The organism is Micromonospora sp. BS32 (genome assembly GCF_059089345.1).
The window spans coordinates 150,300-176,774 of sequence record NZ_JBSSHR010000008.1 but is presented as its reverse complement, the minus strand read 5'-3'; the positions used below and the strand labels follow the sequence as shown (position 1 = coordinate 176,774).

29 protein-coding genes are annotated in these 26,475 nt (G+C 73.7%); 14 read left to right on the top strand and 15 right to left on the bottom strand.

The features are described 5' to 3' along the window. Positions 1 to 18: 18 nt before the first annotated feature. Both AC5RWQ_RS15160 and AC5RWQ_RS15155 read right to left on the bottom strand, forming a co-directional pair. On the bottom strand, positions 19 to 870 hold the full coding sequence (locus AC5RWQ_RS15160) for a GDSL-type esterase/lipase family protein (RefSeq protein ID WP_494283356.1): 852 nt from the start codon (positions 868 to 870) through the stop codon (positions 19 to 21). Between the two features lie 131 nt (positions 871 to 1,001). Then, positions 1,002 to 1,607: an antibiotic biosynthesis monooxygenase gene (locus tag AC5RWQ_RS15155; RefSeq protein ID WP_494283355.1), complete on the bottom strand. Its 606-nt coding sequence runs from the start codon at positions 1,605 to 1,607 to the stop codon at positions 1,002 to 1,004. A 213-nt stretch (positions 1,608 to 1,820) separates the two neighbouring features. On the opposite strand from AC5RWQ_RS15155, the gene AC5RWQ_RS15150 reads away from it, so the two are divergent. The 5 genes from AC5RWQ_RS15150 to AC5RWQ_RS15130 are packed head-to-tail and all read left to right on the top strand — an operon-like array spanning position 1,821 to position 6,387. Beyond that, complete coding sequence (locus AC5RWQ_RS15150) at positions 1,821 to 2,084, top strand: DUF6343 family protein (RefSeq protein ID WP_494283354.1); 264 nt, start codon at positions 1,821 to 1,823, stop codon at positions 2,082 to 2,084. A gap of 13 nt (positions 2,085 to 2,097) precedes the next feature. Next, entirely contained in the window at positions 2,098 to 3,510 is a 1,413-nt protein-coding gene (locus AC5RWQ_RS15145; RefSeq protein ID WP_494283353.1) for an NADP-dependent succinic semialdehyde dehydrogenase, read from the top strand. A 39-nt stretch (positions 3,511 to 3,549) separates the two neighbouring features. Continuing rightward, positions 3,550 to 4,515, top strand: coding sequence for a TIGR03885 family FMN-dependent LLM class oxidoreductase (locus tag AC5RWQ_RS15140; protein WP_494283352.1), 966 nt, complete (start codon positions 3,550 to 3,552; stop codon positions 4,513 to 4,515). Between the two features lie 37 nt (positions 4,516 to 4,552). Next, positions 4,553 to 6,130 (top strand): Na+/H+ antiporter, encoded by a 1,578-nt coding sequence (locus AC5RWQ_RS15135; RefSeq protein ID WP_494283351.1) that lies wholly within the window; start codon positions 4,553 to 4,555, stop codon positions 6,128 to 6,130. Then, entirely contained in the window at positions 6,130 to 6,387 is a 258-nt protein-coding gene (locus AC5RWQ_RS15130) for a UBP-type zinc finger domain-containing protein (RefSeq protein WP_494283350.1), read from the top strand. The genes AC5RWQ_RS15135 and AC5RWQ_RS15130 overlap by 1 nt, the downstream gene beginning before the upstream one ends. A 9-nt stretch (positions 6,388 to 6,396) precedes the next feature. On the opposite strand, the gene AC5RWQ_RS15125 is transcribed toward AC5RWQ_RS15130, so the two are convergent. Together AC5RWQ_RS15125 and AC5RWQ_RS15120 are read right to left on the bottom strand one after the other, a co-directional pair. Then, positions 6,397 to 6,930, bottom strand: coding sequence for a GNAT family N-acetyltransferase (locus tag AC5RWQ_RS15125; protein ID WP_494283349.1), 534 nt, complete (start codon positions 6,928 to 6,930; stop codon positions 6,397 to 6,399). A gap of 13 nt (positions 6,931 to 6,943) precedes the next feature. Further along, positions 6,944 to 8,212 (bottom strand): MFS transporter, encoded by a 1,269-nt coding sequence (locus AC5RWQ_RS15120; RefSeq protein ID WP_494283348.1) that lies wholly within the window; start codon positions 8,210 to 8,212, stop codon positions 6,944 to 6,946. Between the two features lie 135 nt (positions 8,213 to 8,347). Between AC5RWQ_RS15120 and AC5RWQ_RS15115 the strand changes: the two genes are divergently transcribed. Then, positions 8,348 to 8,857 carry a GNAT family N-acetyltransferase gene (locus AC5RWQ_RS15115; RefSeq protein ID WP_494283347.1) on the top strand — a complete coding sequence of 170 codons (510 nt, stop codon included), beginning with the start codon at positions 8,348 to 8,350 and terminating at the stop codon, positions 8,855 to 8,857. Between the two features lie 150 nt (positions 8,858 to 9,007). On the opposite strand, the gene AC5RWQ_RS15110 is transcribed toward AC5RWQ_RS15115, so the two are convergent. Continuing rightward, the gene (locus AC5RWQ_RS15110; protein ID WP_494283417.1) at positions 9,008 to 9,505 is read right to left on the bottom strand and encodes a GNAT family N-acetyltransferase; all 498 of its coding nucleotides are present in this window, start codon (positions 9,503 to 9,505) and stop codon (positions 9,008 to 9,010) included. Next, positions 9,502 to 9,699: a DUF397 domain-containing protein gene (locus AC5RWQ_RS15105; RefSeq protein ID WP_494283416.1), complete on the bottom strand. Its 198-nt coding sequence runs from the start codon at positions 9,697 to 9,699 to the stop codon at positions 9,502 to 9,504. The genes AC5RWQ_RS15110 and AC5RWQ_RS15105 overlap by 4 nt, the downstream gene beginning before the upstream one ends. A 190-nt stretch (positions 9,700 to 9,889) precedes the next feature. On the opposite strand from AC5RWQ_RS15105, the gene AC5RWQ_RS15100 reads away from it, so the two are divergent. Further along, a complete protein-coding gene (locus AC5RWQ_RS15100) occupies positions 9,890 to 10,192 on the top strand; it encodes a hypothetical protein (RefSeq protein ID WP_494283346.1) in 303 nt (100 codons plus the stop codon). Between the two features lie 109 nt (positions 10,193 to 10,301). On the opposite strand, the gene AC5RWQ_RS15095 is transcribed toward AC5RWQ_RS15100, so the two are convergent. Together AC5RWQ_RS15095 and AC5RWQ_RS15090 are read right to left on the bottom strand one after the other, a co-directional pair. After that, positions 10,302 to 11,966, bottom strand: a complete 1,665-nt coding sequence (locus AC5RWQ_RS15095; RefSeq protein ID WP_494283345.1) for a glycoside hydrolase family 9 protein — start codon at positions 11,964 to 11,966, stop codon at positions 10,302 to 10,304. A 38-nt stretch (positions 11,967 to 12,004) separates the two neighbouring features. After that, the gene (locus AC5RWQ_RS15090; protein WP_494283344.1) at positions 12,005 to 12,841 is read right to left on the bottom strand and encodes a cellulase N-terminal Ig-like domain-containing protein; all 837 of its coding nucleotides are present in this window, start codon (positions 12,839 to 12,841) and stop codon (positions 12,005 to 12,007) included. A gap of 180 nt (positions 12,842 to 13,021) precedes the next feature. Here AC5RWQ_RS15090 and AC5RWQ_RS15085 point away from each other — a divergent pair, with 180 nt between their 5' ends. Beyond that, entirely contained in the window at positions 13,022 to 13,747 is a 726-nt protein-coding gene (locus tag AC5RWQ_RS15085) for a PP2C family protein-serine/threonine phosphatase (protein WP_494283343.1), read from the top strand. Here the strand turns inward: AC5RWQ_RS15085 and hrpB are convergent, their stop codons facing one another. From hrpB to AC5RWQ_RS15070, 3 genes are read right to left on the bottom strand one after another with little or no spacing between them, the layout of a single operon-like run. Then, complete coding sequence (hrpB, locus tag AC5RWQ_RS15080; protein ID WP_494283415.1) at positions 13,748 to 16,261, bottom strand: ATP-dependent helicase HrpB; 2,514 nt, start codon at positions 16,259 to 16,261, stop codon at positions 13,748 to 13,750. Positions 16,262 to 16,281: 20 nt separating this feature from the next. Continuing rightward, entirely contained in the window at positions 16,282 to 16,482 is a 201-nt protein-coding gene (locus AC5RWQ_RS15075; protein ID WP_494283342.1) for a DUF397 domain-containing protein, read from the bottom strand. 39 nt (positions 16,483 to 16,521) lie between these two features. After that, positions 16,522 to 17,364, bottom strand: coding sequence for a helix-turn-helix domain-containing protein (locus AC5RWQ_RS15070; protein WP_494283341.1), 843 nt, complete (start codon positions 17,362 to 17,364; stop codon positions 16,522 to 16,524). 144 nt (positions 17,365 to 17,508) lie between these two features. Between AC5RWQ_RS15070 and AC5RWQ_RS15065 the strand changes: the two genes are divergently transcribed. Genes AC5RWQ_RS15065 through AC5RWQ_RS15055 form a run of 3 tightly spaced genes read left to right on the top strand, consistent with a single transcriptional unit; the run spans position 17,509 to position 20,281 of the window. Further along, a complete protein-coding gene (locus AC5RWQ_RS15065; RefSeq protein WP_494283414.1) occupies positions 17,509 to 18,135 on the top strand; it encodes a GOLPH3/VPS74 family protein in 627 nt (208 codons plus the stop codon). A gap of 47 nt (positions 18,136 to 18,182) precedes the next feature. After that, entirely contained in the window at positions 18,183 to 19,691 is a 1,509-nt protein-coding gene (locus tag AC5RWQ_RS15060) for an APC family permease (protein WP_494283340.1), read from the top strand. Further along, positions 19,688 to 20,281 carry a GNAT family N-acetyltransferase gene (locus AC5RWQ_RS15055; RefSeq protein WP_494283339.1) on the top strand — a complete coding sequence of 198 codons (594 nt, stop codon included), beginning with the start codon at positions 19,688 to 19,690 and terminating at the stop codon, positions 20,279 to 20,281. The genes AC5RWQ_RS15060 and AC5RWQ_RS15055 overlap by 4 nt, the downstream gene beginning before the upstream one ends. A gap of 192 nt (positions 20,282 to 20,473) precedes the next feature. On the opposite strand, the gene AC5RWQ_RS15050 is transcribed toward AC5RWQ_RS15055, so the two are convergent. After that, entirely contained in the window at positions 20,474 to 21,298 is an 825-nt protein-coding gene (locus tag AC5RWQ_RS15050; protein ID WP_494283338.1) for a SigB/SigF/SigG family RNA polymerase sigma factor, read from the bottom strand. A 380-nt stretch (positions 21,299 to 21,678) separates the two neighbouring features. On the opposite strand from AC5RWQ_RS15050, the gene AC5RWQ_RS15045 reads away from it, so the two are divergent. After that, positions 21,679 to 22,434 carry a hypothetical protein gene (locus AC5RWQ_RS15045; protein WP_494283337.1) on the top strand — a complete coding sequence of 252 codons (756 nt, stop codon included), beginning with the start codon at positions 21,679 to 21,681 and terminating at the stop codon, positions 22,432 to 22,434. Here the strand turns inward: AC5RWQ_RS15045 and AC5RWQ_RS15040 are convergent. Then, a complete protein-coding gene (locus tag AC5RWQ_RS15040; protein WP_494283336.1) occupies positions 22,383 to 23,972 on the bottom strand; it encodes a phospholipase D family protein in 1,590 nt (529 codons plus the stop codon). The genes AC5RWQ_RS15045 and AC5RWQ_RS15040 overlap by 52 nt on opposite strands. A gap of 136 nt (positions 23,973 to 24,108) precedes the next feature. Here AC5RWQ_RS15040 and AC5RWQ_RS15035 point away from each other — a divergent pair, with 136 nt between their 5' ends. Then, the gene (locus tag AC5RWQ_RS15035; protein ID WP_494283335.1) at positions 24,109 to 24,237 is read left to right on the top strand and encodes a hypothetical protein; all 129 of its coding nucleotides are present in this window, start codon (positions 24,109 to 24,111) and stop codon (positions 24,235 to 24,237) included. Positions 24,238 to 24,285: 48 nt separating this feature from the next. Here AC5RWQ_RS15035 and AC5RWQ_RS15030 read toward each other — a convergent pair whose 3' ends face one another. Together AC5RWQ_RS15030 and AC5RWQ_RS15025 are read right to left on the bottom strand one after the other, a co-directional pair. Beyond that, positions 24,286 to 25,272: a pirin family protein gene (locus AC5RWQ_RS15030; RefSeq protein ID WP_494283334.1), complete on the bottom strand. Its 987-nt coding sequence runs from the start codon at positions 25,270 to 25,272 to the stop codon at positions 24,286 to 24,288. A 10-nt stretch (positions 25,273 to 25,282) separates the two neighbouring features. Then, on the bottom strand, positions 25,283 to 25,765 hold the full coding sequence (locus AC5RWQ_RS15025) for a MarR family winged helix-turn-helix transcriptional regulator (RefSeq protein ID WP_494283333.1): 483 nt from the start codon (positions 25,763 to 25,765) through the stop codon (positions 25,283 to 25,285). A 152-nt stretch (positions 25,766 to 25,917) separates the two neighbouring features. Here AC5RWQ_RS15025 and AC5RWQ_RS15020 point away from each other — a divergent pair, with 152 nt between their 5' ends. Next, entirely contained in the window at positions 25,918 to 26,469 is a 552-nt protein-coding gene (locus AC5RWQ_RS15020; RefSeq protein ID WP_494283332.1) for a GNAT family N-acetyltransferase, read from the top strand. The last annotated feature ends 6 nt before the right edge of the window (positions 26,470 to 26,475 follow it).

Genomic DNA, 26,475 nt, shown 5'->3' with positions numbered 1-26,475 from the left:
CGCCCGGCGGGTCCGGGTCTACAGCCGCCAGCCGGCGGCGGAGAAGCTCACCTCGGCCAGCCGGTTCTGCCCGGCGACGTTGGGGTGGAACCAGTCCAACCCGTTCACCTCGTCCAGGCTGAAGCGGACCCGGTGCACCGCGCCGCCGTCGTACCGGCACCGGGAGCCGTACGCCCGGCAGGCCGCCCGCAACTGGTCGTTGTAGGCGTCGATCCGCTTGCGGAAGGCGGTCCGGCGGGTCCGGTCGGCCGACGCGGTCGACGTCGGGTTGGCCAGCAGGGCGGGGCAGATGCCGGCGCGCCAGATCCGGCTGGCCCGGCCGTCGGTGTGGCCGACCTCCCAGAGCCGGTAGAGGTCCGGGATGCTGACCACGAGCACCTTGGCCTTCGGCCGCCCGTCGCGCAGCACCCGCAGCCCCCGGTCGACCTGGGCGCGGTAGGTCTTCACCGGGGTCATCGCGCCGATGCTGTCCCGGCAGGCGTCGTTGGCCCCGATCAGCACGGTGACGTAGTCGGCCTTGTCGCGTACCGCCGCGCCGGCCTGGCCGGTGAGCGCCTCGGCGCGGGCCCCCGGCACGGCGTGGTTGAACGCCCGGCCGCGCAGCCGTGGGTCGCTGTCGAGCAGCCGGCGGTAGTGGCTCTCCACCCGGATGCCGTCCCCGGTGGACCAGGAGTTGCGCTGGCACGAGGTGAGCACCAGGCAGGACGCGAAGCCGGTGGTGATGGAGTCGCCCAGGGCCGCCATGGTGGCCGGCAGCCCGGCCGGCGTCGAGTCGCGGGACGGTCTCGGGCTGGCCTCGCTGCCCTTCTCGCAGGCGAGGGCGACCAGCGCCAACAGGCAGGCGACGGCGGCGACCCAGCGTCGTGGCATCTCATTCCCCCGGTCCGGCGGCGCGGAGCGACAGCGCGGTCACTCTATGGGCCGGCCGGGTGGGGCGGTCCGCTCGTGTCGACTTTCAGGCGGAGTCAATATTTAGAAACATGAATCTGCTACTCAGTGGCTCAACGCGCCCGCCAGGGCGGCTGCTGACCGTGCAGCCACCAGTGCAGCGCCCGGGTGATCCGGGGTAGAACCAGGTAGGTCATCAGCGGGGTCAGGCAGAGCGTCATGATCAGTACCCGGGCCGCCAGCGGCACCCCACTGATGAACCGGGCGGTGAGCAGGGTCGCGGTCAGGCTCAGCGGGAAGAACGCCAGCCAGATGGTGACCGCCTGCTTCCAGCGCGGCGGGGTGACGGGGACCGGCCCCCCGGCGTCGGTGGCCACGTTCTCCACCACGTGGTCGACCGGCGGGTCGAACCAACCCTCGATGCCGGTCCGCCGCTCCACCCGGGTGTGCTCGACGATGCCCTGCGCCGAGGTCAGCCACCAGTTGCGTTGCGGCGACTCCTCCCAGCGGCGCAGCGTCTCGTCGTCGGCGAACCGGTAGAGCATGTGCCACTCCGGCGAGCCGGGGGCGCTCTGCACCCAGCCGACGCCGAGGAAACCCGGGAAGCTCTCGGCCAGCGCGCTGCCGGCCCGCATCCAGGCGACCATCTCGTGGGCCCGCGCCGGGTCCGCCCGCCGGGCGATGGCGACGGTCACCGGCACCGCGTGGGTCATGGTCATGCCCTCATCCTTCCCGCCGGCCCCGGTGTCGGCCCGGTAGCGGCGCACCGGTGTAACGCAACCCACCGGTGGTCGCATCCTCGGCGTACCCGCTCCGTGGCCGGGATCACCGCCAGCCCTCCCGGCCGTTGCGGTCGCCGGCGCGCACCGCCGCGCGCCCCGGTGTGGGCGCCTGTCCGGTTAGCCCCGCGCCTGCGGGGGTAGCCCCCAGGAATGACGAGATCGCAGCCCCGGCGCGCTCGCGGCACGGTCGGCCACGCGTACAGCGCGCTCAACCTCCGGTTCGTGCTGGCCCTGTTCGGGCTGGTCACCATGACCGTCTTCGCGATCCTGGCGTTCCGGATCGAGGTGGTCTGGCTGGGCGTGGTCTGCGCGCTGTTCGCCGTGGTCGCCGTGGTCGACCTGGTCGTCATCCAGCGCCGTCGCGCCGCCCGGCACCGCGAGGAGCCGGGTGCGCGCCACTCACTCTTCGAGTGACAGGAGTACGAGAATGCCCATCGCCACCACCAATCCGGCCACCGGTCAGGTGCTCAAGTCGTACGACCCGATGTCGGACGAGGAGATCGACGCCGCGATCGAGCGGGCGGACCTCGCCTTCCGGGAGCTGCACCGCACCACGTTCGCCCAACGGGCGCAGTGGATGAACGCCGCCGCCGACCTGCTCGACGCCGAACGGGACACCACCGCCCGGCTGATGACCACCGAGATGGGCAAGACGTACGCCGCGGCGAAGGCCGAGGTCACGAAGTGCGCGACCGCCTGCCGCTTCTACGCCGCCAACGCGGAGCGGATGCTCGCCGACGAGCCCGCCGACGCCGGCGCGGTCAAGGCGAAGCGCGCCTTCGTCCGGTACCAGCCGATCGGCCCGGTGCTCGCGGTCATGCCGTGGAACTTCCCGCTCTGGCAGGTGATGCGGTTCGCCGCGCCCGCGCTGATGGCCGGCAACACCGGCCTGCTCAAGCACGCCTCCAACGTGCCGCAGACCGCCCTCTACCTGGAGGACGTGTTCCGTCGGGCCGGCTTCGGGGAGGGCGCCTTCACCACCCTGCTGGTCGGCTCCGAGGCCGTCGACCGGATCCTCAGCGACCCCCGGGTACGCGCCGCCACCCTGACCGGCAGCGAGAGCGCCGGCCGCTCGATCGGCCAGATCGCCGGCCGGGAGCTGAAGAAGACGGTGCTGGAGCTGGGCGGCAGCGACCCCTTCGTGGTGATGCCCTCCGCAGACCTGGACCGGGCCGCCGAGGTGGCGACCACCGCCCGCTGCCAGAACAACGGCCAGTCCTGCATCGCCGCCAAGCGCTTCATCGTGCACACCGACGTCTTCGACGCCTTCGCCGAGAAGTTCGCCGCCAGGATGTCCGCGCTGCGGGTCGGCGACCCGATGGACGAGACGACCGACGTCGGTCCGCTCGCCAGCGAGCGCGGCCGGGACGAGATCGACGCCCAGGTGCAGGACGCGGTGCGCAACGGCGCCACCGTGCTCTGCGGCGGCGAGAAGCCCGCCGGCGACGGCTGGTACTACCCGCCGACCGTGGTCACCGACCTGACCCCGCAGATGCGGATGTGGGCCGAGGAGGTCTTCGGGCCGGTCGCCGGCCTCTACCGGGTCTCCTCGTACGAGGAGGCGATCGAGGTGGCGAACGGCACCAGCTTCGGCCTCGGCTCCAACGCCTGGACCGCCGACGAGGCGGAGCAGGAGCGCTTCGCCGCCGACCTGGACGCCGGCAACGTCTTCATCAACGGGATGACCACGTCCTATCCGGAGCTGCCGTTCGGCGGGGTGAAGAACTCCGGCTACGGGCGCGAACTCTCCGCGCTGGGCATGCGCGAGTTCTGCAACATCAAGACGGTGTGGGTGGGGGAGGGCGAGGTCGGCGCCGGCGCCGGCGCGCACTCCGAGTAGGCGATTGGCCGGACGCCGTCATGGGTAGGAGTTCCGTCCATGACGGTGTTCGGCTTCCACGCTTCCCATGAGCAGATCCCTCCCCGCAAGCTGCTGGAGGCGGTGATCCACGCCGAACGGGCCGGCTTCGACGCGGCCATGTCGTCCGACCACTTCTCGCCGTGGAGCGCCCGGCAGGGGCAGTCCGCCTTCGCCTGGTCCTGGCTGGGCGCCGCGCTCCAGGCCACCGGCCTGCCCTTCGGCGTGGTCAACGCGCCCGGGCAGCGCTACCACCCGGCGATCATCGCGCAGGCCATCGGCACCCTCGGCGCGATGTACCCGGGCCGGTTCTGGGCCGCCCTGGGCACCGGGGAGGCGAGCAACGAGCACATCACCGGCGACGGCTGGCCGCGCAAGGACGTCCGGGCGGCCCGGCTGCGCGAGTGCGTCGACGTGATCCGCGCGCTGCTCGCCGGTGAGGAGGTCAGCCACGACGGGCTGGTCCGGGTGGACCGGGCGAAGCTGTGGACCCGGCCGGAGCAGCCACCCGCGCTGATCGGCGCGGCGGTCAGCGTCGCCACCGCCCGCTGGTGCGCCGAGTGGGCCGACGGTCTGATCACCGTCAACGCCCCGACCGGGCACCTGCGGGAGATGATCGGCGCGTACCGGGACGCCGGCGGGCGCGGGCCGCTGCACCTGCAGGTGCACGTGAGCTGGGCGCCCGAGCAGGCCGAGGCCGAGGCGATCGCGTACGACCAGTGGCGCAGCAACATCTTCCCGCCGCCGGTCTGCTGGGACCTGGACACCGCCGAGCACTTCGACACGGTCAGCCAGGACGTGCCACTGGCGAAGGTCACCGAGGTGGTCAACGTCTCCGCCGACCTGGGCCGGCACGTCGGCTGGCTGGAGGAGTACATCGAACTCGGCTTCGACCAGATCGCCCTGCACCACGTCGGGCAGGAGCAGCGGGCGTTCATCGACACGTTCGGCGCCGAGGTGCTGCCGAAACTGCGGGCCACCGCCTGATCACCACGCACCCCGGGTACGCCTAGGCTCGTACCCCATGGAAGCTCTGTTCGAGGTCGTGGTCTTCCTCGCGATCGCGACGTTCGGCGCGGCGCTGGCCCGCCGGCTCGGCCTGCTCTCCCCGATCCTGCTGGTCGTGCTCGGCCTCGGGCTCTCCTTCCTGCCCGGCTTCCCCCAGGTCCGGCTCGACCCCGACCTGGTGCTGGTCGGGATCCTGCCGCCGCTGCTCTACGTGGCGGCCCTGGAGACGTCGGTGCCGGCGTTCCGGCTCAACCTGCGGCCGATCCTGCTGCTCGCGGTGGGGCTGGTGCTCTTCACCGCGTTCGTGGTGGGCACCGTCGTGCACCTGTTCCTGCCCGACCTGCCGTACGCCATCTGTGTGGCGCTGGGCGCGGTGGTGGCGCCGCCCGACGCGGTCGCCGCCACCGCGGTGGCCCGGAAGGTCGGGCTGCCCCGCCGGATCGTGACCATCCTGGAGGGCGAGAGCCTGGTCAACGACGCCACCGCGCTGGTGCTGCTGCGGGTGTCGGTCGCCGCCGCGGCCGCCGCCGGCGGGAGTGTGGGCGCCGGTTACGTCGCCAGGGAGGTGCTGGTCGCCGCCGGCGGCGGCATCCTGGTCGGGCTGCTCGGGGTGGTCGTCTTCGGCTTCCTGCACAAGCACACCACCGACCCGCTGCTCGACAACGCGCTGTCGCTGATCGTGCCGTTCGCGGTGGTCTTCGCCGCCGAGGAGATCCACGCCTCCGGGGTGGTCGCGGTGGTGGTGACCGGCCTGGGCATCGGCCACAAGATGCCGCTGCTGCTCTCGGCCGCCTCCCGGCTCCAGATCGGCGCGTTCTGGCGGCTGGCCCGATTCCTGCTGGAAGGGCTGGTCTTCCTGCTGGTCGGTCTCCAACTTCGCGAGGTGGTGCGGGACCTGGACGAGCCCCTCGGCCGCCTGGTCGGGATCACCGCCGCGGTGCTGCTGGCCGTCTTCCTGACCCGGTTCGTCTGGCTCTTCCCGGCCACCTACCTGGCCCGGCTGGTGCCCCGGGTCCGGCGCCGCGATCCGGTCCCGCCGGTGCGGGTGCCCATCGTGATCGGCTGGGCCGGCATGCGCGGGGTGGTCACCCTGGCCGCCGCGCTGGCGTTGCCGCTGACCATCGCCGGGGACCGGCCCTACCAGCGGGCGCTGTTCATCTGGCTGGCGTTCGCGGTGATCGTGGTGACCCTGGTGGTGCAGGGCGCCACCCTGCCGGCGGTGGCCCGCTGGCTCAAACTGCCCGCCGACGACCCGGTGCAGGACGCGCTGACCGCCGCGGCGGTGCAGCAGCAGGCCGGGAAGGCCGCCCGGGAACGCCTCGACGCGCTCGCCGAAGGGGCGCCCCAGGCGGTCGTGGAGCGGCTGCGCACGCTCGTGCAGAGCCGTACCAACGTGGCCTGGGAACGGCTGGGTGGCAGTGGGCGGGAAACCCCGTCGCAGGCGTACGGTCGGCTGCGACAGGAGATGATCGACGCCGAGCGGGAGGTGTTCCGCGCGGCGCGCGACGCCGGCCGGATTCCGGAGGAGGTGCTGGTGCGGGCCTACCGTGACCTGGATCTGGAGGAGTCGTTGCTGCGACAGGAGATCGACTGATGAGCTGCCAGCACCTGGCCGAGGCCGGCACCGCGGAGCCGAGGACGACGTCCGAGTGCCCGGACTGCGTGGCCATCGGCAACGCCGACTGGGTGCACCTGCGCGCCTGCCTCACCTGCGGTCACGTGGGCTGCTGCGACTCCTCGGAGTACCAGCACGCGATGAAGCACTTCGAGTCGACCTCGCACCCGGTGATGCGCTCTATCGAGCCGGGGGAGGCGTGGCGCTGGTGCTTCGTGGACGAGGAGATCGGCTGAGCGGCCGGCTCAGCACAGCCGGCGGGCGAGCACCTGGCCGGGCCACGGCTCACGGCCGGGGCGCTCCACCTCGAACGGGTCGGTGGCGGTGAAGCCGCAGCTCTCGTAGAAGCGAACCAGCGCCCGGTCGGCGCCGGCGTAGCAGTCCACCCGGAGCAGGCCCAGACCGCGGTCGCGGGCCAGCTCCGCCGCGTACGCCAGCAGTCGGGCCCCGATCCCCCGACCGGCGTACGCCCGGTCGGTGACCAGCAGGTTGACGTACAGTTCCGGCTCGGTGGGAGGGGGAACATGGGTGTTGGCCGCGCCGACCACCAGCGCCCCGACCGGGGTGTCGCCCAGCATCGCCAGCCAGAGGTCCCCGCTCGCCGCCCAGCCCTCGGCCTGGGCGATCCGGCGCGGATCGCCGGAGGCCGGCTCGGTGCCCCACTGACCGGTCCGACCCCGGGCCACCAGCCAGGCGGTGGCGGCGTCGAGTAGCCGCAGCACGGTGGCCGCGTCGGCCGTGTCGCCGGACCGGATGACGAGCGTCTCCTGATCAGTCATGGCCGCCATGCTGCTACAGCGGTGGGGGTCGATGCGTGGCGTGTCCGCCGGTGGTGCGGACCACGGGATGGTCCCGGCTGGCGACGGCCCGGCGGGTGAGCGCCGGGACGAGCAGGCCGGTCAGCGCGAACAGCGCGGCGACACCGAGCCAACCGGCGACACCGCCGTCCAGGACCGCCCAGGTCAGCAACGCCGGCCCGGCGGCCCGGGCCAGGCCGGCGAGCAGCCCGTCCACCCCCTGGTACGCCCCGATCGAGTCCGGCGCCGCCAGGCCGTACGCCAGTCCCGCCCCGGCGGTGCCGTGCCACAGGTCACCGACGGTGTAGACGGCCGTGGCGAGCAGCAGCAGCGCGGTCGCCGGCACGGCCGGCGTGCCGGCGGTGGCCGCGTAGAGCAGCATCGCCCCCGCCAGCACCAGGCCCGCGCGGCGCATCGCCCGGGCGGCCGGGGCGGGGGTATCGGCGCCACGGGACAGCCGCACCGCCAGCAGCACGGTGAGCACCGTGTTGACCAGCAGCACCGCCGACACCACGGCCGGTGGGGCCGCGGTGCGGCGCACCGTCCACAGCGGCACGATCAGGGTGAGCACCGTCCAGTGCAGGGCCAGCATCGCCGACGCCCCGCTGACCGCCAGGAACGGCCGGTCACGCAGCGCCCTCCCACGGTGCTGCGCTGTCGCCCGCACCGGGGCCGCCACCGGCGGGTAGGCCGGCAGCCGTAGCAGCAGCGCGGCCGAGAGCAGGTAGGTGGCCGCGTTGCCGACCACCAGCAGCTGGTACGCCCGGTGGTCGTCGACGGCGAGCGCGAACCCGGCCAGCCCGGCGCCGACTGCGATGCCGAGGTTCGCCACCGCGCGCAGGGTGGCGAAGGCGTGCACCCGACCGTGCGGCCCACCCACCGCCGAGACCAGCGCGGCGCGGACCGCCAGGTTGCCGGAGGTGAGCAGCGCGTCGGCCACCGCCACGGCCAGGAACACCGGGAACGACCCGACCAGCAGGTATGCCACCGCGACGGCGGCCTGGAGCAGTTGCAGCAGGGCCCGCAGGGTCCGCGGGTCGCGCCGGTCGGCCAGCCCGCCGAGGGGTACGGCGGCGGTCAGCCCGACCAGCCCGGCCACGGTGAGGCCGAGACCCACCGAGGCGGGACTGAGCCCGACGTCGCGGGTGAGGTAGAGCGCCGCCCCGGTCAGCCAGAGCCCGGAGCCGACGGTGTTGGCCAGCGTGGCCAGGGCCAGGGTGCGTAGCCGGCCGGGCGGGGGGACCATCGACCAGCCGGGGCTCATCGTCCGACCGTAGGACGGCGGGCCCGGCGTGCGATGTCCCGGTCGGGGCGACCCCGATCACAGGGGCCACGTCCGGGCGAGCCGACGCGGTAATCGACTGGCCGCCGGCCGTCATCTGTGATGGGGTCGGCGACCGTGGAGCGGATCAGAACGGCGACGGCGGACGAACTCACCGAACTGCAACGGATCGAGCTGGCCTCCGGCGAGCCGTTCCGGGAGATCGGCATGGTGGCCGTCGCCGACGCGCCACCGCTGCCGCTCGAGGTGCTCGCCGCCGGCCGGGCCGCCGGGCGGGTATGGGTGGCGGCCGACGCGCAGGACCGCCCGGTCGGCTTCGCCCTGGCCGAGCTGGTCGACGGCTGCGCGCATGTCCAGCAGCTCAGCGTCCACCCTGACCATGCCCGGCGAGGCATCGGGCGAAGGCTGCTCGACCACGTGGCGGTCTGGGCCGCTGAACGCGAGCTGCCCGCGTTGACGCTGACCACGTTCCGGTCCGTGCCGTGGAACGAGCCGTACTACGCCCGCTGCGGATTCCGGCCGCTCTCGGATGCGGAGCTGACCCCGGGGCTGGTGGCGGTGCTGGAGGCCGAGGCGGGGTTGGGGCTCGACATGAACGACCGGGTCGCCATGCGCCGCCCGGTCTGACCCCGCTCACCCGCCCACACGGGGAGGCGGGCGCACTTTCACGGAAAGAGTGGCTATTTCTCGCCGGATAGCCGCTCTTTCCCGGAAAGTGCGGGCCCGGCTCGGGGGATCGGGCGGGGCGGCGGGCGTATGGAGGGGTCAGGTCGGCGATCAGAGCGCCCGCTGCTCTCCGAGGCGTCGACCGAGCGACAGCCCGGAGTCGGCATAGCCGTGCCGACGGTAGAAGTCGACCGCGCCGCTGTTGCGGTGGTGGATGCCCGCCGAGAGCCGCGAGACGTGCCGCTCCGCCGCCCATCGCTCGGCAGCCGCCAGCAGGGCGGCGCCGACCCCGAGGCCGCGGGCGTCGGGCAGGACGACGGTGTGCACCTGGGCGGCGGATTCCGGTTGGAGGATCTGGTGCTCGGGGGGATCCGGGAGGAGCAGCACCTCGACCATCCCCAGCACCCGGCCCTCGGCGTTCCTGGCCACCAGGATCGCGTCCCGCCCGGCTGCCAGCACGGCGCGGAAGTGCGCGGTCACGGCGTCGCGGCGGGGCATCCGGTAGACGGCCGGGTCCAGGGCCAGGTGCGCCTCGGCGTTGGCCAGCCGCAGCGCCACCAGGGCGGCGAGATCCGCCGGGGTAGCCGGACGTACGACGAGGTCGGTCAGCGGTCGCTCCGCCCGGCCGCGCCGAGCTGCCCGACGAAGGACCGCCAGGCGGCGGGGGTGAAGGTGAGCGTGCCACCGTCGCGGTCCTTGGAGTCGCGCACCAGGACCAGGCCGGGGAGGCTGTCGGCGACCTCGACGCAGTCGCCGCCGTTGGAGCTGCTCCGGGTGCTGGTGCGCCAGCGGGCACCGGTCATCTCAGCCATTCTCGCGCCTTCAGGAGCTGGATCGACTGGTCGCGCGGCAGCGCCACCAACCTCAGAGTGTCCCAGGCCGCCCACAGGGGAGCAACGACGCGAGATTGACCCCACCGGGCTGCATCCGGAGGCGGTCCGGATGACGAAGCCCTGATCAGGAACACCCACCCGATCGGAAAGGGAACCCGTCATGCGCAAGTCCATCGCCCTCGCGGGCGTCACCGCCGCCGTCCTCGGCGGTCTCGCCGTCGCCGCCCCGGCCCAGGCCGCTCCGGCCAACTCCGGGGCCGCCTGCGTCCAGGCCGGGCTCGGCACCCTGAAGAGCCTCGGGCTGCTCCAGGCCGCCGCGCAGCAGGAGGTCGACTACTCCACCCTGGCCGACCCGGTGAACGGGCCGATCTTCGCCGAGCTGCCCGCCGGGTCGTACCTCTCGCTCGGGCAGGTCGTGAAGCTGCACACCACCAGCCCGGAGCTCTTCGCCTGGTGCCGCTGACCGGACCACCGGCCATCGGGAGCTGAAGGCCGGTCACCGCGACGACGGAGGGGACCGTCCCGTGCCGGGGCGGTCCCCTCCGCGCGCGAATCAGGTCAGGGGGTGGGTGTCAGGGGCGGGTGCAGGCGTGGCCGTTGAGGGTGATCAGGGTCGGTGTCGGGTTGGCGAGGGCACCGGCCTTGCCGATCAGGCCGAAGGTCACGCTCGCGCCGGGGGCGAGCTTCGCGTTGTACGACAGGTCCTTCGCCGTCACCGTCGCCCCGGACTGGCTCACCTGCGCCGACCAGGCGGAGGCGACGCTCTGGTCGCCGGTGAACGCCCAGCGGGCGGTCCAGCCGTTGATCGTGGACGTGCCGGTGTTGCGGACGGTGACCTGGGTGTTGAAGCCGTCCGGCCAGGTGCCGTTGATCTGGTAGCCGGCGGCGCAGGTGGGCGTCGGCACCGCGCCGGCGTCACCCTGGTCGGCGAGGAACGAGGCGAGCCAGGCCAGCGCCGAGTTCCAATTGATCGCCACCTCGTTGGTGGAGTACGAGTTGATGTCGTCCACGTAGCAGAACATCGGCTGGCAGCCGGCCAGCAGTTGCGCGGCGTACGGGTCCTGGATGCCGGCGTTGGGGCCCCCGGCGAGCGAGCCGGCCGGCGGGTGCGGCAGGTCCGGGTTCAGCTGGTGGCCGAAGATCCGGCTGTGCTCGTTCTGCGCCGAGTGCTCGCCCCAGCCCGTCACGTACGAGATGTTGAGCGCGTTGCGGCCGAACAGGTAGTCCGCCGCCTGGACGGCCCCGTCCCGGTACTTCGCGTCCCGGGTCAGGTCGAAGGCTGTGCCCAGCACCACCGCGTTGTTCACCACGTTGCTGTTGCTGCCCCAGACGTAGGCGGCGGCGTCACCGGGCAGCGGCAGTCCGTACGCCTGGGCGCGCAGCGCGGTGAGGTACCGGTCGGCCGCGGCGGTCACCGAGGCACGAACCCGGGCCCGGTCGGCGGCGGGTAGTCCGTTCGGCACGGCGGCCAGGTCGAGCCGGCCGAGCGCGGCGACGCTCTGCCAGCCGAACGCCCCACCCGGCGTGAACACGTCGCCGGTGTGGTGCGGCGAGGCGGTCAGCTCGTCCAGGTAGGTCTTCTTCCCGGTGGTCAGGTAGAGCTCCACCGCCGCCCAGTAGAACTCGTCGGTGACGTTGTCGTCCTCGTACGCGCCGCCGCCGGTGCCGTCGGCGACGCTGGCGTAGCGCGCCGGGTGGGCCTTCGCGGCCGCGTACGCGGTCTTCGCGGCGGTGCCGCAGCGGGCCGCGAACGCCGCGTCGTACGGGGCGAAGAGGCGGGCGCACTGGGCGGCGACGGCGGCCAGGTTGAGGGTGGCCGCGGTGGACGGCGGGTGCAGCTCGCGCGGCTGCGGGTCGTCCTGCGGGGCGAGCGGCAGCCCGGTCCACGCCCGGTCGTGGATCTTGTGGTGGGCCATCCCGGCGAGCGGCTCGCCGGCCGGCACCTGCATGCGGAGCAGGAACTCGATCTCCCAGCGGGCCTCGTCGAGCACGTCGGGGACCGCATTGCCGCGCTCGGGCACGCGGAGGGTGGCGTCGCCCGGGGCGGTGCCACCGTCGGCGGTCTCCGCGGTCTTGGTCCGCTCGAAGGTGTTCAGCAGCTGGTAGGCGGCGATACCGCCGTTGACCACGTACTTGCCGTGGTCGCCGGCGTCGTACCAGCCGCCCCGCACGTCCAGCGAGTAGTCGCAGACGCCGGGCTGGCATCCGACGCTCGTGTCGCCCTGGTTGGGCGCCACGCCGAGGTGGCCGGCCGGGCGGGCGTACTCGGCGCCGATCAGGTCGCCGTCGATCGGGTGCCGCTGCGCTGGGCGTAGAAGAACTGGAGCGAGTCGGCGCGCAGCCGGTCGTAGAGGGCGCCGGAGATGTCGAACGGGTGGCTGGTCTCGCCGTCGGCGACCAGCGTGTAGCCGGTGCCCGGCGTCCGGTACGCGGAGAAGTCGATGGTCTGCACGGGCTGGCCGGAGGCCTCGTCCACGCCGCGCGGGGTGCTCTCGCCGCTGGCCACCACCGTGCCGACGGCGGAGCGGAGCTGCCAGGGCAGCGGGTCGGTCGTCTCGGTCACCACGGTGGCGTTCTTCGGGCCGCCGGGCAGGTAGCCGACCTGGTTGACCCGCACCCGGGGCCCGGTGTCGGGCTGGTACGGCGGGGCGGCCTCGCCGCCGCGCAGGGAGACGTTGTCCAGGCAGAGGCGCTGCTCGGCGGTGGCGCCGCCGACCTGGAAGACCAGTTGGGCGTTGTCGTTGGCGGCCGGCACGGTGAAGGTCTGGGTGACCCGCTTCGTCTCGGTGCCGGCGGTGGCCTCGACGCTGGCGTACGTCGTGTAGGGGGCGCTGCCGAGCTGGAGGACGGCCTTGACGGCGGCGCCCGGGGTGGCGGAGACGTCGAAGCCGAGGACGTACTCGGCGTCGGCGTTGAGGTGTACCCCGTCGTGGCCGATGCCGGCGTCCCACGGGTTGGCCAGCCCGCCCGCGACGGTGGTGCAGAGCCGGCCGTCACCGGCGTCGAGCGCGCCGGTGCCGTAGGAGAACCAGGGGGCGACGCCGGCGCTGAAGTCGCCGTTGCTGATCTGTTCGGGGGCGTCGGGCGGAACCTCGGCGTGGAGCGCTCCCAATATCAGCCCGATGTTTCCAGCGCACCTCCGCCATGTCAATCGATCGGGCTGGATGACCTTCGTCGGGTCGGCCGGAAAGGCCTCCCCAGCAGGGAAAAGACAGTGAGATTCGCCGCGCCACGCGGCGTCGTCCTGATCTCCTAGAGACAACAGCGCCCTTCGCCTGGCAGGCTGCCTCCCATGACCCTGAAGCTTCGTTCCGTCGGGGCGAGCGACCGTGGGCTGATCCGCAGCGGAAACCAGGACGCCCTGCACGCCGGTGCCTGGCTCGTCGCCGTCGCCGACGGCATGGGCGGGATGGCGGCCGGCGACCTGGCCAGCCGGCTCGCCATGGACGCGTTCGCCCCCCTCGACCTGGCGACCCCCGAGGACTCGTTGGTGGCCGCGCTGCAGAGCGGCATCGAACTCGCCACCGCGCGGATCCGCCAGGCGGTCGTCGAGGACGCGGAACGGCAGGGCATGGGCACCACGCTGACCGCCCTGCTCTTCGCCCGGACGGGCAGCTGCCTGGCCCTGGCACACATCGGGGACTCCCGCGCCTACCTGTTCCGGGAGGGCACGCTCAAGCAGATCACCCGGGACGACACCTTCGTCCAGATGCTCGTCGACCAGGGGGTGATCAGCCCCGAGGAGGCGGCCAGCCACCCCCGGCGGGCGGTGGTGACCCAGGCCCTCCAGGGCGAGGAGGTCTCCCCGACGTACGCGACGATGCTGCCCTGGGCCGGTGACCGCTGGCTGCTCTGCAGCGACGGCCTCTCCAACGTGGTCCGCGCGGACACCCTCGCCGAGGTCCTCGCCGAGACCGCGGACGCGGAGCAGTGCGCCCGCCGGCTGATCGACCTGGCGCTGCGCGCCGGCGGGCCGGACAACGTCACCGTGGTGATCGCCGACATCGTCGAGGAGTAGTCAGCGCCGTCGGTGCGTGGTGTGCCGGGTCGGCGCCGCCGTGGTCGGGTCCTCCGGCCACGGGTGGCGCGGGTAGCGCCCGCGCAGCTCCGCGCGGACCTGCGGGTACCCGGTGCGCCAGAACGACGCGAGGTCGGCGGTGACCGCCACCGGCCGGCCGGCCGGGGAGAGCAGGTGCAGCAGCACCGGCACCCGCCCGTCGGCGATCCGGGGCGCGTCCCGCCAGCCGAACGTCTCCTGGAGCTTCACCGCCAGCACCGGGGCCGTCGGGTCGGTGTAGTCCACCCGGACCTTCGAGCCGCTGGGCACCTCGATCCGTTCCGGGGCCAGCTCGTCCAGCCGGGCCGCCTCCCGCCAGGGCAGCAGCCGGCGCAGCGCGCCCGCCACGTCCACCCGGGCCAGATCGGCCCGACGGCGGCCGGCGGCCAGCTCCGGGCCCAGCCACTCGTCGGCGGCGGCGAGCAGCGCCTCGTCGGTCACCTCCGGCCAGTCCCCGCCCAGCGCGTGCCGGCAGAACGCCAGCCGGGCGCGCAGCGCCCGCGCAGCCGGCGTCCAGGTGAGCAGCGCCAGCCCCTCCCGGCGCAGACCCTCGCGCAGCGCGGCGGCCAGCAGCTCGCGTCCCGGCCGGGCCAGCGGCCGGGCGACCAGCTCGATCGCGCCGAGCCGCACCACCTCGCGGGCCACCACGTCGCCGTCGACCCAGCCCACCTCCCGCTCCTCGCGCCGTAACGGGCCGCCGGCCTCCCGGGCGGTCGCCTCGTCGAGGGCGGCGGCGAGCCGGATCCGCGCGGTCGGCGCGCCCGGGGAGCGGTCCGCCACGGCGACCGCGAGCCAGTCGACGCCCGTCAGGCCCGACCCGGGCGCCAGCTCCGCCGCGGTCCCGCCGGCCATCAGGTACGACGTCCCGCCGGCCCGGCGTACCCGGGCCAGCCGCTCCGGGTACGCCAGGCCGACCAGCAGCCCGGCGGCCAGGTCGTCGGGGAGGTGGCCACCGGTCGGCCGGGAGCGGTCCGGCAGGGCGGCGCGCAGCCGGCGTACCTCGGCCCGCCAGCGGGCGGTCGCGCCCGGGTCCGTCTCCGCCCGCAGCCGGCGCCAGCCGGCGACCAGGTCGTCGTCCCGGCCGGTCAGCCCCTCCTCGGCGAGCAGCGCGACCAGCTCGGCCGCCCGGTCGACGCCGACCCGGCCGGCGCCGTCGAGCAGCGCCCGCCCCAGCCGGGGATGCGCGCCCGCCGCGGCGATCGCCCGGCCCCGGGCGGTGATCCGGCCGTCGCCGTCCACCGCCCCGAGGACCGTCAGGGTCTCCCGGGCCACGGTCAGCGCCGCCGGGGGCGGCGGGTCGGGCAGGGCCAGCCCGGCGCCGTCGGGGCTGCCCCAGGCGGCCAGGTCGAGCGCGAAGCCGGTCAGGTCGGCGGTGGCGATCTCCGGCTCCGGCTGCGCGGCGAGCCGTTCGTGGGTCGCCTCCGACCAGCACCGGTAGACGTACCCCGGGGCCTCCCGGCCGGCCCGGCCGGCCCGCTGGGTCGCCGCGGCCCGGGACACTCCGACGGTGACCAGGGCGCCCAGCCCCCGGGACAGGTCGGTGCGGGCGACCCGGCTCAGCCCGGCGTCCACCACCACCCGGACCCCGGGCACGGTCAGGCTGCTCTCGGCCACGGCGGTGGCGAGCACCACCCGGCGGCGGTCGGCGGGGCGCAGCGCGGCGTCCTGCGCGGCGGCGGGAAGCCGCCCGTGCAGCGGCAGGACGGCCACCCGGTCGGCCAGGTCGGCCAGCCGGCGGGCGACGGCGCCGATCTCACCGGCGCCGGGCAGGAAGACCAGCAGGTCCCCGTCCTGCTCGCGCAGCGCCCGGCGGACGGTGGCCGCCACGTGGTCCAGCAGGGCCGGGTCCACCCGACCGGCGCCCGGCGGCGCGACCGGCCGGGACGGCGGCGTCCAGACCCGGGTGACCGGGTGCAGCGCGGCCTCGGCCCGGACGATCGGGGCGGGGCCGTCCCCGCCGCCGAGCAGCGCGGCGAACCGGTCCGCCTCCGGCGTCGCGGACATGGCCAGCAGCCGCAGGTCCGGACGGAGGGCGGCGCGGGCCTCCACCGCGAAGGCGAGCGCCAGGTCGGCGTCGAGCTGCCGCTCGTGGCACTCGTCGAGCAGTACCGCCCCGACGCCGGGCAGCTCGGGGTCGTGCTGGAGCCGGCGGACCAGCAGGCCGGTGGTGACCACCTCGATCCGGGTGCCCGGACCGACCCGGCGTTCCCCGCGCACGGCGTACCCGACCCGGTCACCGACCCGCTCGCCGAGCAGGGCGGCCATCCGCCGGGCCGCCGCGCGGGCGGCCACCCGGCGGGGCTGCGCGATCAGCACCCGACCCTCGACGTCGTCGGCCACGGCGAGGGGAGCGAGGGTGGTCTTGCCGGTGCCGGGCGGCGCCACCAGGACGGCGGCGCCCGCGCCGGCCAGCGCCCGGGACACCGCCGGCAGCACGGGCCGGACCGGCAGGTCGAGGGGTACGTCGGAGAGCACGGCGGTCGGCGGCCCGCCGGTCAGCGGGGGCGTACCGTGTCGACGCCGGCGACGAAGGACGTCCACGCGGCGGGGGGGTAGACGAGCACCGGGCCGGGCCGGTCCTTGCTGTCCCGCACCGCGACACCGCCGGGGACGGTGGCCACCTCCACGCAGTTGCCGTTGCCGATGCTCCGGGTGCTGATGCGCCAGCGCGCCCCGGACAGGTCGAGCGCGGTCATACGCGTACCTCATGTCCCTTGTGGCGTGCCGTAACTGAGTCACGCAAAGTGACGAGCAGCCTCTTCCAGGCGGGCCACGGAGCCCGCCGGATCCAGTGCCGTGCGGCACAGCTCCTCGTGCACCAGGCTATACCCGCGGACCTGCCCGGCCTCCTCCAGAGCCAGCCCCATCGTGAGATTGTCCAGGTAGACCACCGGATAATCGGCCGCGTCGGCGAAGCCGAGGATGACGTACGGCGCGCTCATCGCGGGGTGTCCGCCGGTCGCGAAGGGAAGTACCTGGACAGTCACGTTCGGTGAGTGGGCTATGTCGGTCAGGTGGCGCAGTTGCCCGGCCATCACCGCCGGCCCGCCGACCGGACGGCACAGCACCGCCTCGTTGAGCACCACCGACAGCCCCACCGGCGACTCCCGGCGCAGCACCTCCTGCCGGCGCAGCCGGGCGGCCACCTTGCGCTCCAGGCCCTCCTCCCCGGCGGTACGGCGGAAGACCTCCCGGGCGTACGCCTCGGTCTGCAGCAGGCCGGGCACCGCCTCCGCCTCGTACGTGCGCAGCGTGGTCGCCTCCGCCTCCAGCCCGATGTAGAACTCGAACCACTCCGGCAGCACGTCGCTGTAGCTCTGCCACCACCCGCGCTGCCGGGCGTCCCGGGCAATCTCGATGAGCGCCTCGGCGTCCGCTCCGGTCACCTGGTAGAGGGCGAGCGCCGCGCGGACGTCCCGGGGGCGGATGCCGATCTGGGCGTTCTCGATCCGGGAGAGGTTGCTCTTGGACATGTCGAGCTGGCGAGCCGCTACATCGAGCGTCATCCCTGCGCCTTCGCGCAGCTGGCGGAGTTCCCGGGCGATACGACGGCGCCGAACGGTAGGGCTGGTGGTCACCCTCCGAGTCTGTCACGGCAAGATCCGCAGGTCGCGTGAGCACGGAGTGCAACTGCGAAAAGTGGGAGTTGCATTGAGCGGACGGTGCAGGCATCCTGTCACCCGGCGTCGATCACTAGTGGACACATTGCGTTGGAGGCTCGTTTGCTCATCGCCGACGAGTTCTTCCTGATAGCCCACAACGACAGCCGGGGCAAGGCGAAACTCCACCCCAGCGCCACCGGCCTCGGACTGGCCGGCGCCCTCCTCGGCGAACTCGTCCTGTTCGGACAGATCACTGTGTCCAACGGACTGCTCACCGTCGTCGACCGCCGGCCGCCCGCCGACGCGCTCTCCCACACCGTGCTCGACCAACTGGTCGGCGAACCCCAGCACCAGGCCGTCCGGACCTGGCTGAGCTTCCTGGCCCAGAGCGCGACCACGTCGGTGGGGGATCGGCTGGCCCGCGCCGGCGTGCTGCGCCGCCAGGAGAACCGCCGCCTGCTGCGCACCTCGGTCAGCTACGTCCCGATCGACCTCAACGCCGTCGCCTGGCCGTCCACCCGGCTGCAGGCCCTGCTGGAACGGGCGGACCCGCCGTCCGTGGCGGACGGCGCCCTGCTCGGACTGGTCGCCGCCGCGGGGCTCACCCGCGAGGTGCTGTGGAGCGCCGGCCCCCGCGCCCACCACCGCCTCGGCGCGCTGATCCAGTCACTGCCCGCCCCGCTGAAGGAACTCGTCGCGCACACCGAGGCCGCCGTGGGCGCGGCGGTGCTGCGCGGCGCCCCCTGACCCCCGGCGCCACCCCCCACCCCTCCCCTCGAACCGGAGTAGCCCCCATGCCCCCGACAACGACGCTGGAACGACCCAGCAACGTCTCCGACGCCCTGGCCCGTGGCCGGCTCGGCATCCCCTCCGTCATCTTCTTCGTCCTCTCCGCCGCCGCGCCGCTGACCGTGGTCGCCGGCGTGGTCACCACCGGCTACGCGGTCACCGGCGTCACCGGCATCCCGCTGGCCTTCCTCGTGATCGCGGCGGTGCTCGCGCTCTTCTCGGTCGGCTACGTCGCGATGGCCCGGCGGGTCGCCAACGCGGGCGCCTTCTACGCGTACATCGCGCGCGGACTGGGCCGCCCGGCCGGTGTCGCCGCGGCCTGGGTGGCGCTGATCGCCTACAACGCGCTCCAGGTGGGGCTCTACGGCGCGATCGGCGCCGCCGCCGAGCCCGTGCTGACCCAGCTCTTCGGCGGCAGCCCGGCGTGGTGGGTGGTCGCCCTGGTCGCCTGGGCGCTGGTCGCCGCGCTCGGCGTGCTCCGGGTGGACATCAACGGCCTGGTGCTCGCCGTGCTGCTGATCGCCGAGATCGCGGTGATCCTCGTCTTCGACCTGGCACAGGTGACCCACCCGGCCGGCGGTTCGGTCAGCTTCAGCACCCTCTCGCCGGACAACCTCTTCGTGCCGGGTGTCGGCGCCATCCTGGTGCTGGCAGCCACCGGCTTCACCGGCTTCGAGTCCGCCGTGGTCTTCAGCGAGGAGAGCAAGGACCCGAAGCGGACCGTGCCCGTGGCCACCTACCTCTCGGTCGCCATCATCGCCGCCCTGTACGCCTTCTCGTCCTGGTCGATGACGGTGGCCACCGGGCCGGACAAGATCGTCGAGGCGTCCCGCGAGCAGAGCACCGGGCTCATCTTCGGGCTGGCCGGCGAGCACCTCGGCGACACCGCCGTCACCATCGGCCAGGCGCTCTTCCTCACCTCGTTGCTGGCCGCGATGATCTCGTTCCACAACACCACCGCCCGGTACGCCTTCGCCCTCGGCCGCGAGCGGGTGCTGCCGGCGGTGTTCGGGCGGACCTCGCCGCGCACCGGCGCACCGCGCGTCGCGTCGCTGGCGCAGAGCCTGCTCGGCCTGGCGGTGATCGTCCTCTATGCGGTGGCCGGCTGGGACCCGCTGGTGCAGCTCTTCTTCTGGGGCGGCACCGGGGGCGGGTTCGGCGTCCTGCTGCTGATCGCCGCCACCTCGGTCGCGGTGATCGTGTTCTTCGCCCGCACCGGCGCGGCGGAGACCCTCTGGCGTCGGGCGATCGCCCCGGGCCTCGCAGCCATCGCGTTGACCGTCATCGTGGTGGTGGCGGTGGCAAACTTCGCCACCCTCCTCGGCGTGGCCCCGGATTCGTCGCTGCGCTGGATCATCCCGGCGGTCTACCCGGTCGCCGCGGTGCTCGGCGCCCTCTGGGCCCTGGCGCTGCGCAGCAGCCGTCCGGGCGTGTACGCCCGGATCGGGCTGGGCGCGGAGAGCGCGGCGGCCGGCGTCGGTGCGGTCGCCGATCCGGTGGAGGCGCGGCGGTGACCGAGGTACCGATCGAGCGGCTCGGGGCGGACGAGACCCGCCCCGTCGCCGAGCTGATCGCCGCCGCCTTCGAACCGCTGGCGGTGACCCGGTGGCTCGTCCCCGACGACGCCAAGCGGGAGGCGGTGCTGGCCGACAACTTCGAGATCCTGATCGACCACGCCATGCGCCACGGCCTGGTCCAGGCCACCGCGGACCGGTCCGGGGTGGCGGTCTGGCTCCCGCAGGTGGGCGAGCCGGTCCCGCCGCCGGCCGACTACGACGCCCGGGTCGCGGCGTCCTGCGGGGAGTGGACCCCGAGGTTCCAGCACCTCGACGAGCTCTTCGAGGCCAGCCACCCGCACGACGCCCACCACCACCTGGCCTTCCTGGCGATCGCCCCGGGGTGCCAGGGTCGGGGCATCGGCACGGCGTTGCTGCGACACCACCACGCGACGCTGGACGCCGAGGGGGTGCCGGGCTATCTGGAGGCGAGCAGCGAGCGCAGCCGCGACCTGTACGCCCGGCACGGCTACCAGGTCCGGGAGCCGTTCCGGCTGCCCGACGGCACGCCGTTCTACCCGATGTGGCGGGAGCCCGCTGCCCGCTGACGGTCGATCCGACGGGGCCCGGCGCGCGCCGGGCCCCGTCGGCGTACCTCTCGACCTGTTGGTGCTGATCGACCTGTTGGTGCTGAGCCGCGACGGGGAAGGCACGGAAAGGCCCGGCCGGCGAACCGCCGACCGGGCCCTGAGGAACGCGACGGTGGCCGGGTCCGCCGACCCGGCCACCGTCGACCCCCCCTAGTACGTACCGTCGAGCTGACCCCGCAGCTTCGTCAGCGCCCGGGCGAGCAGCCGGGACACGTGCATCTGCGAGACGCCGATCTGCTCGGCGATCTGCGACTGGGTCAGGTTGCCGTAGAAGCGCAGCGTGAGGATCTTCTGCTCGCGCTCGTCGAGGGTGGCCAGCGCCGGGCCGAGGGCGACCCGCAGCTCGGCCAGCTCGAACTCGTTGTCCTCGCCGCCGAGCATGTCGCCCAGCTCGGTGGCGCGGTCGCCGTCGCCGGTCGGGGTGGACAGCGACACCGCGTTGTAGGCGCGGGCGCCCTCCAGGCCCTCCAGGACCTCTTCCTCGGTGAGCTTGAGGTGCGCGGCGATGTCGGCGACCGTCGGCGAGCGGCCGAGGGTCTGCAGCAGCGAGCTGTTGGCGTCGGAGATGGCCAGCCGCAGCTCCTGGAGGCGGCGGGGCACCCGGATGTCCCAGGTGCGGTCCCGGAAGTGCCGCTTGAGCTCACCGATGATGGTCGGGATGGCGTAGCCGGCGAAGTCGACGCCGCGGGTCGGGTCGAACTTGTCGATCGCCTTGATCAGGCCGACGGCGGCGGTCTGGGCCAGGTCGTCGGTGGGCTCGCCGCGACCGCTGTAGCGGTGGGCCAGGTGGTTGGCCAGCGGCAGCCACGCCTCGATGGCCTTGTCCCGCAGGGCGGCGCGGGAGGGATGCTTGGCGGGCAGCGCGGCCATCGCGTTGAGGAGGTCGGCGGCGCTGTCGGTGAGCGCGCGCGGGTCCAGCTTCTCGGTGGTGGACGGCACTGTGGTCGCCTGCTCGCTGATGGTTGACGCGGTCATTGGTGGTCCTCCCTGCACCTCGTCCGCGGGCAAAAAGACGTGACGCTTTGGTTTAGCTTCAGATGGGCCGTTCGGGACTCACCTTAACCTGATCGTCGCAGGGAAATCTAGCCGAAAGGCTGATGTACTTAAGTTATTTACGGGCAGGAAAGCACTGTAACGGGCATAACTCATCGGCCTTGTGATCACGCTTACCGGGGCCGACCGGCCGACGGTGCGCACCATCCATCCACCCCCGTCGAGCCGTCCGGGTCCGGTCGCCGGTCGAGCGGTCAAGGTGACATCCGACAGTGGGCGCCCAGTGTCGCCTTTCCGTCGTTGTCCCGTCGATGGGACCGGTCGTAACGTCGCGGGTGAACATCCCCTGGTACGGAGGCGCCGTGCTCAATCCCGCGGATCCGCAGCTCGTCGTCGACAGCCGCACCCTGCATTTCAGCTGGCTGCCGGCGGATCCCGACGCGGTCGCCGCGCTCGTCCCGGCCGGGCTGTCACCCCGGCCGGACCGGCTGGTCTTCATGAACCAGTACGTGGTCGAGGACGCCGCCCAGACCTCCGGCTTCGGCGCCTACACCCTGACCTACCTGGGTGTGGCGCTCAGCGGCGTGGACGCCCCCGACGGGGTGACCCCGGGCGGCTGGTGGACGCACTACGTGAACTCCAGCCCCCGGGTGCGGGCGTACGCCCAGGCCCGCGGCGCTCCCGCCGTGGCCGGCCGGACCACCATCGACGTGCGGGGCGACCTGCTGGTCGCCGAGACCGAGGCCGACGGGGTGCCGCTGATCCGGGCCCGGGCCCGGATCGGGGAGACCGGCCACCAGGTACGCGCCGGCCACAACCGCTACCTGACCATGCGCGACGGGCAACTGCACAGTGCGATCTACCCGTTCGTCTCCGAGCCGGTCACGCCATTCGAGATCGAGTCGGTGGAGTTCCTGGACCCCAGCCACCCGATCTACGCGCTGCGCCCGGAGAACCCGCTGCTGATCGCCTGGGGCTTCTACTCACCGCGCACGGCGTTCGCCTACCCGGGCGGTCTCAGCCCGTACCCGACGCCGGCCCTCCGGTCCGGCAACGAGCGGCCGGTTCACCAGGTGCCGTCGCGCCGGGCCCGCAGCGGCCTGCCGTCCGGGTCGTAGACCAGCCGGTACGCGGGCAGCGCCCAGAGCCGGGTGCGCCAGGCCAGCCGCTCCGGCCGGTGCGGGCGCAGCCGCCCCGGCGGGCGGGGACCATGCCGGCCCGAGTCGTGCCAGCGCTGGAGCGCGTCGGCGGACGCGGTGATCGCCCGTACCGCCGCCGCGGGGTCGAGCAGGTCGTCGTCCTCCCCACCGTCGGGGTCGCGGTCCAGGTGCTCGCGCCAGAGCCGCAGCCGCAGCTCCCGGGCGAAGACCCGGGCGCCGTCGCCCTGGCCCGCCGGATCGGCGGGCTCCCGCTCGTCTCGGGTCTCGTCGAGCACCGCGCAGGACAGCTCGCTGTCGTGCGTCCAGGACCGGCGGTTGAAGTTGTCGCTGCCGACGCTCGACCAGACGTCGTCGATCACGCAGACCTTGGCGTGCACGTAGACCGGCTCGCCCGCCCGGTTCTCGACGTCGAAGACGTGCACCCGCTCCGGGGCCGCCTTCTGGCACAGCGACAGCGCCTGCTCCCGGCCGACCATGTTCGGCGGCAGCGCCAGCCGGCCGTCGACGTCCGGGTGCCGGGGGACCACCGCCACCAGGTGCAGGTCGGGCTGCTGGCGCAACGCGTCGGCGAAGAGCTCGGCCACCTCGGTCGACCAGAGGTACTGGTCCTCCAGGTAGATCAGCCGGCGGGCCCGGCGCACCGCCTTGGTGTAGCCACGCGCCACGGTGCGCTCGCCGTCCGGGGCGAAGGAGTAGCGCGGGCGTACCGCGGGGTAGGTGCGCAGCACCTGGATGTGGTGCGGGCCGCAGGGCTGCGGATCGGCGGGCTGGGCGGGCAGCGGGTCCGGGCTGAGGTCCGCCTTGCGCAGCCGGTCCCGCAGGTACGCCAGCGGGTTCTCCGAGTCCAGCGGCATCGGGTCGGTCCAGCGCTCCCGGAAGATGGTGTCCAGCGCTCCCACCACCGGCCCGCGCAGCGCGAGCTGCACGTCGTGCCAGGGCGGGTGCGGGCCGTACCTCGGCGACATGACGACCGCCTGCGGGTCGCCCCGATGCTCGGCGTCGTCGCGGCGGCTGTGGCACAGGTCGATCCCGCCGGCGAAGGCGATGTCGCGCTCCGGCGCGCCCGGGTGCCGCAGCACCACCAGCTTCTGGTGGTGCGAGCCGCCCCGGCGCACCCGCTGGTCGAGCAGGACCTCGCCGCCGGCCGCGCAGACCGCCTCGCTGAGGCTGCGGTTCTCCGCCTCGCTGTAGGACAGCGCGTCGAGGTGGGAGCGCCAGAGCAGCCCCTTGACGACCACGCCGCGCTGGGCGGCCTGGGCGAAGAGCTGCACCACGGTGGGCCCGTCGGGGCGCAACCGTTCGTCCGGGTCGCCCCGCCAGTCGGTGAAGAAGAGGTGGTCGCCCGGCCCGAGCGCCTCGACCTCGGTGACCAGGCGGTCGAAGTACGCGGCACCGTGAATCAATGGCTCGGCGAGGTTTCCGGTCGTCCAGACGGGTAATTCCGAGACCGGGTTGGCGCGTTCCTCAGCGGTCAGGAACCAGTCCTGCATCGCCACGTTTCAGCCCCCCGAGGTCGCTCGACAACGTCCTCACGGTAGGTCCCCCACCCCGGGTCCGCACGCCGGTCGTCGCCGGCGACGCCTGGGTGAGGGCCACCGCACACCCAGACACGAACACCGAGGAGGCCACAGCATGCCCGCCGAGACCAGGAACTCCGTGTCCGAGTACCGCCCGCAGGCGGTCGAGAGCGAACGGGGCGCGGTCCTGGCGGTGTTGCTCATGGTCATTCTGGGCGTCGTCGGGATCTTCGCGGTCTCCTAGGCGCGACGGGCGCCCCGCTGTCGCGGGGCGCCCGTCGGTCGTGTCGGGTCAGGGGCGCTCGCCCTGGCCGCCGGTGTGCGGCAGCCGCTCGGCCGGCACCACCCCGAGCTTTCCGGCCTGGAAGTCCTCGAAGGCCTGGACGAGCTCGGCGCGGGTGTTCATCACGAACGGCCCGTAGTGCGCCACCGGCTCCCGGATCGGCTGGCCGCCCATGATGTAGAGGTCCATCGCCGGGGTGTTGGCGTCCTGCTTCGCGTCGGCGGTCACCCGGAGCGCGTCGCCCGGACCGTGCACGGCCAGCTGCCCGGTGTGGAACGGCCGCGCGTCGGTGCCGACCGTGCCCCGGCCGCCCAGCACGTAGACCAGCGCGTTGAAGTCCGGCCGCCAGGGCAGGTTCAGCTCGGCGCCCGGGTGCAGCGTCACGTGGGCGATGGTGATCGGGGTGTGGGTCGACCCCGGGCCCTGGTGTCCGGCGACCTCGCCGGCGATGACCCGGATCAGCGCGCCGCCGTCGGCCGTGGTGACCAGCGCCGACTCCCGGCCGCGGATGTCCTGGTAGCGCGGGGGCATCATCTTGGCCACCCGGGGCAGGTTCACCCAGAGCTGGAGGCCGTGGAAGAGGCCGCCGCTCATCACCAGGTGCTCCGGCGGCGCCTCGATGTGCAGCAGGCCGCTTCCGGCCGTCATCCACTGCGTGTCGCCGTCGGTGATGGTGCCGCCGCCGCCCTGCGAGTCCTGGTGGTCCATGATCCCGTCGATCATGTAGGTCACCGTTTCGAAGCCGCGGTGCGGGTGCCACGGGGTGCCCTTCGGCTCGCCCGGGGCGTAGTCGACCTCGCCCATCTGGTCCAGGTGGATGAACGGGTCCAGCTCGGTCATCGGCACCCCGGCGAAGGCCCGGCGGACCGGGAAGCCCTCGCCCTCGTAGCCGCTCGGCGCGGTGATCATGCGACGCACCGGGCGGTAGTTGGTGCTCTCGTCGAGCCGGGGCAGGCGGGGCAGGACGAGGACGTCGTCGACGGTGATGGCGGGCATCTCGGGCTCCTTAGCTGTCGCTGTGGGTGGACGACGCGTCGCGGTCGGCGCGCAATCGCCGGCCGAGCCGCTCGAAGACCCGGGTGAGGCAGGCGACCTCGGCGTCGTCGAGGTCGTCGATCAGGTTGCGGCGTACCGAGGCCAGGTGGTGCGGCGCGGCCTCGCGCAGGGTCAGCAGCCCGGCGGCGGTGAGCACCGCCTCGCTGCCCCGGCGGTCCTGCGGGCAGGACTCCTTGGCGACCAGGCCGCGTCGTTGCATGGACGTCACCTGGTAGGTCAGTCGGCTGGGGGAGAAGACGAGCCGGTCGGCCAGCTCACCCATCCGGAGTCGCTGCCCGGGCGCCTCGGAGAGCAGGACCAGCACGTGGTAGTCGGCGAAGCTGAGCTCGCTGTCCCCGCGCAGGTCGTCCTCCAGCCGGGTGAACAGCCGCTGGCTCGACTCGATGTAGGCGCGCCAGCAGGCCATCCGCTCCCGGTCCAGGCTCTCCGTCATGGTGCCCAGAGTAGCACTCTTTAAAATTTAAACAAGCGCCCCGCAGCCGTGCCTACGAGGAGCGTTTGGGCCCGCCGTGAGTGGGACGTTGCGATTTGAAGGAAAGCCGGCCCGGGGCAGTCGCGGCGGCCCACACGTGCCACACTCCGGCCGTGGACGACGTCACCCTCACCGCCCCCGGCCTGCTGCTGCGCCCCTGGCACCCGACCGACGCGCCGGCCGTGCTGGCCGCGCTGCCCGACCCGGCGATCGCCCGGTGGAACCCGCAGCGCGTCACCGACCTGGCCACAGCGGCCGCCTGGATCCGCTGGCGCGCCGACCACGGCAGCGGTGACCGGATCTCCCTCGCGGTGACCCACCCGGCCGACGGCGCGCTGCTCGGGGCCGTCTCGCTGCACCAGATCCACGACGGCAACGCCTCGATCGGCTACTGGACGGTGGCCGCTGCCCGGGGTGGCGGGGTGGCGCTGCGGGCGGTCACCGCGCTGACCGACTGGGCCTTCACCACGCTGCGGCTGCACCGCATCGAGCTCTGCCACGCGGTGCCGAACGCCGCCTCCTGCCGGGTCGCCCGACGGGCCGGCTACCGCCTGGAGGGCCACCTGCGCGAGTCCCACCGGTACGGCGACGACCGCCGCTACGACGAGCACCTGCACGCGCGGCTCGCCACCGACGACCGACCGGACGCCCCCACCGCTGGCTAGGCTCGG

Excerpts from the sequence above, each read along its gene's own strand:
- AC5RWQ_RS15160 (WP_494283356.1), bottom strand. The coding sequence starts at position 870 with ATGCCACGACGCTGGGTCGCCGCCGTCGCCTGCCTGTTGGCGCTGGTC.
- AC5RWQ_RS15155 (WP_494283355.1), bottom strand. The coding sequence starts at position 1,607 with ATGACCATGACCCACGCGGTGCCGGTGACCGTCGCCATCGCCCGGCGG.
- AC5RWQ_RS15150 (WP_494283354.1), top strand. The coding sequence starts at position 1,821 with ATGACGAGATCGCAGCCCCGGCGCGCTCGCGGCACGGTCGGCCACGCG.
- AC5RWQ_RS15145 (WP_494283353.1), top strand. The coding sequence starts at position 2,098 with ATGCCCATCGCCACCACCAATCCGGCCACCGGTCAGGTGCTCAAGTCG.
- AC5RWQ_RS15140 (WP_494283352.1), top strand. The coding sequence starts at position 3,550 with ATGACGGTGTTCGGCTTCCACGCTTCCCATGAGCAGATCCCTCCCCGC.
- AC5RWQ_RS15135 (WP_494283351.1), top strand. The coding sequence starts at position 4,553 with ATGGAAGCTCTGTTCGAGGTCGTGGTCTTCCTCGCGATCGCGACGTTC.
- AC5RWQ_RS15130 (WP_494283350.1), top strand. The coding sequence starts at position 6,130 with ATGAGCTGCCAGCACCTGGCCGAGGCCGGCACCGCGGAGCCGAGGACG.
- AC5RWQ_RS15125 (WP_494283349.1), bottom strand. The coding sequence starts at position 6,930 with ATGACTGATCAGGAGACGCTCGTCATCCGGTCCGGCGACACGGCCGAC.
- AC5RWQ_RS15120 (WP_494283348.1), bottom strand. The coding sequence starts at position 8,212 with ATGAGCCCCGGCTGGTCGATGGTCCCCCCGCCCGGCCGGCTACGCACC.
- AC5RWQ_RS15105 (WP_494283416.1), bottom strand. The coding sequence starts at position 9,699 with ATGACCGGTGCCCGCTGGCGCACCAGCACCCGGAGCAGCTCCAACGGC.
- AC5RWQ_RS15100 (WP_494283346.1), top strand. The coding sequence starts at position 9,890 with ATGCGCAAGTCCATCGCCCTCGCGGGCGTCACCGCCGCCGTCCTCGGC.
- AC5RWQ_RS15085 (WP_494283343.1), top strand. The coding sequence starts at position 13,022 with ATGACCCTGAAGCTTCGTTCCGTCGGGGCGAGCGACCGTGGGCTGATC.
- AC5RWQ_RS15075 (WP_494283342.1), bottom strand. The coding sequence starts at position 16,482 with ATGACCGCGCTCGACCTGTCCGGGGCGCGCTGGCGCATCAGCACCCGG.
- AC5RWQ_RS15060 (WP_494283340.1), top strand. The coding sequence starts at position 18,183 with ATGCCCCCGACAACGACGCTGGAACGACCCAGCAACGTCTCCGACGCC.
- AC5RWQ_RS15050 (WP_494283338.1), bottom strand. The coding sequence starts at position 21,298 with ATGACCGCGTCAACCATCAGCGAGCAGGCGACCACAGTGCCGTCCACC.
- AC5RWQ_RS15035 (WP_494283335.1), top strand. The coding sequence starts at position 24,109 with ATGCCCGCCGAGACCAGGAACTCCGTGTCCGAGTACCGCCCGCAGGCG.
- AC5RWQ_RS15030 (WP_494283334.1), bottom strand. The coding sequence starts at position 25,272 with ATGCCCGCCATCACCGTCGACGACGTCCTCGTCCTGCCCCGCCTGCCC.
- AC5RWQ_RS15025 (WP_494283333.1), bottom strand. The coding sequence starts at position 25,765 with ATGACGGAGAGCCTGGACCGGGAGCGGATGGCCTGCTGGCGCGCCTAC.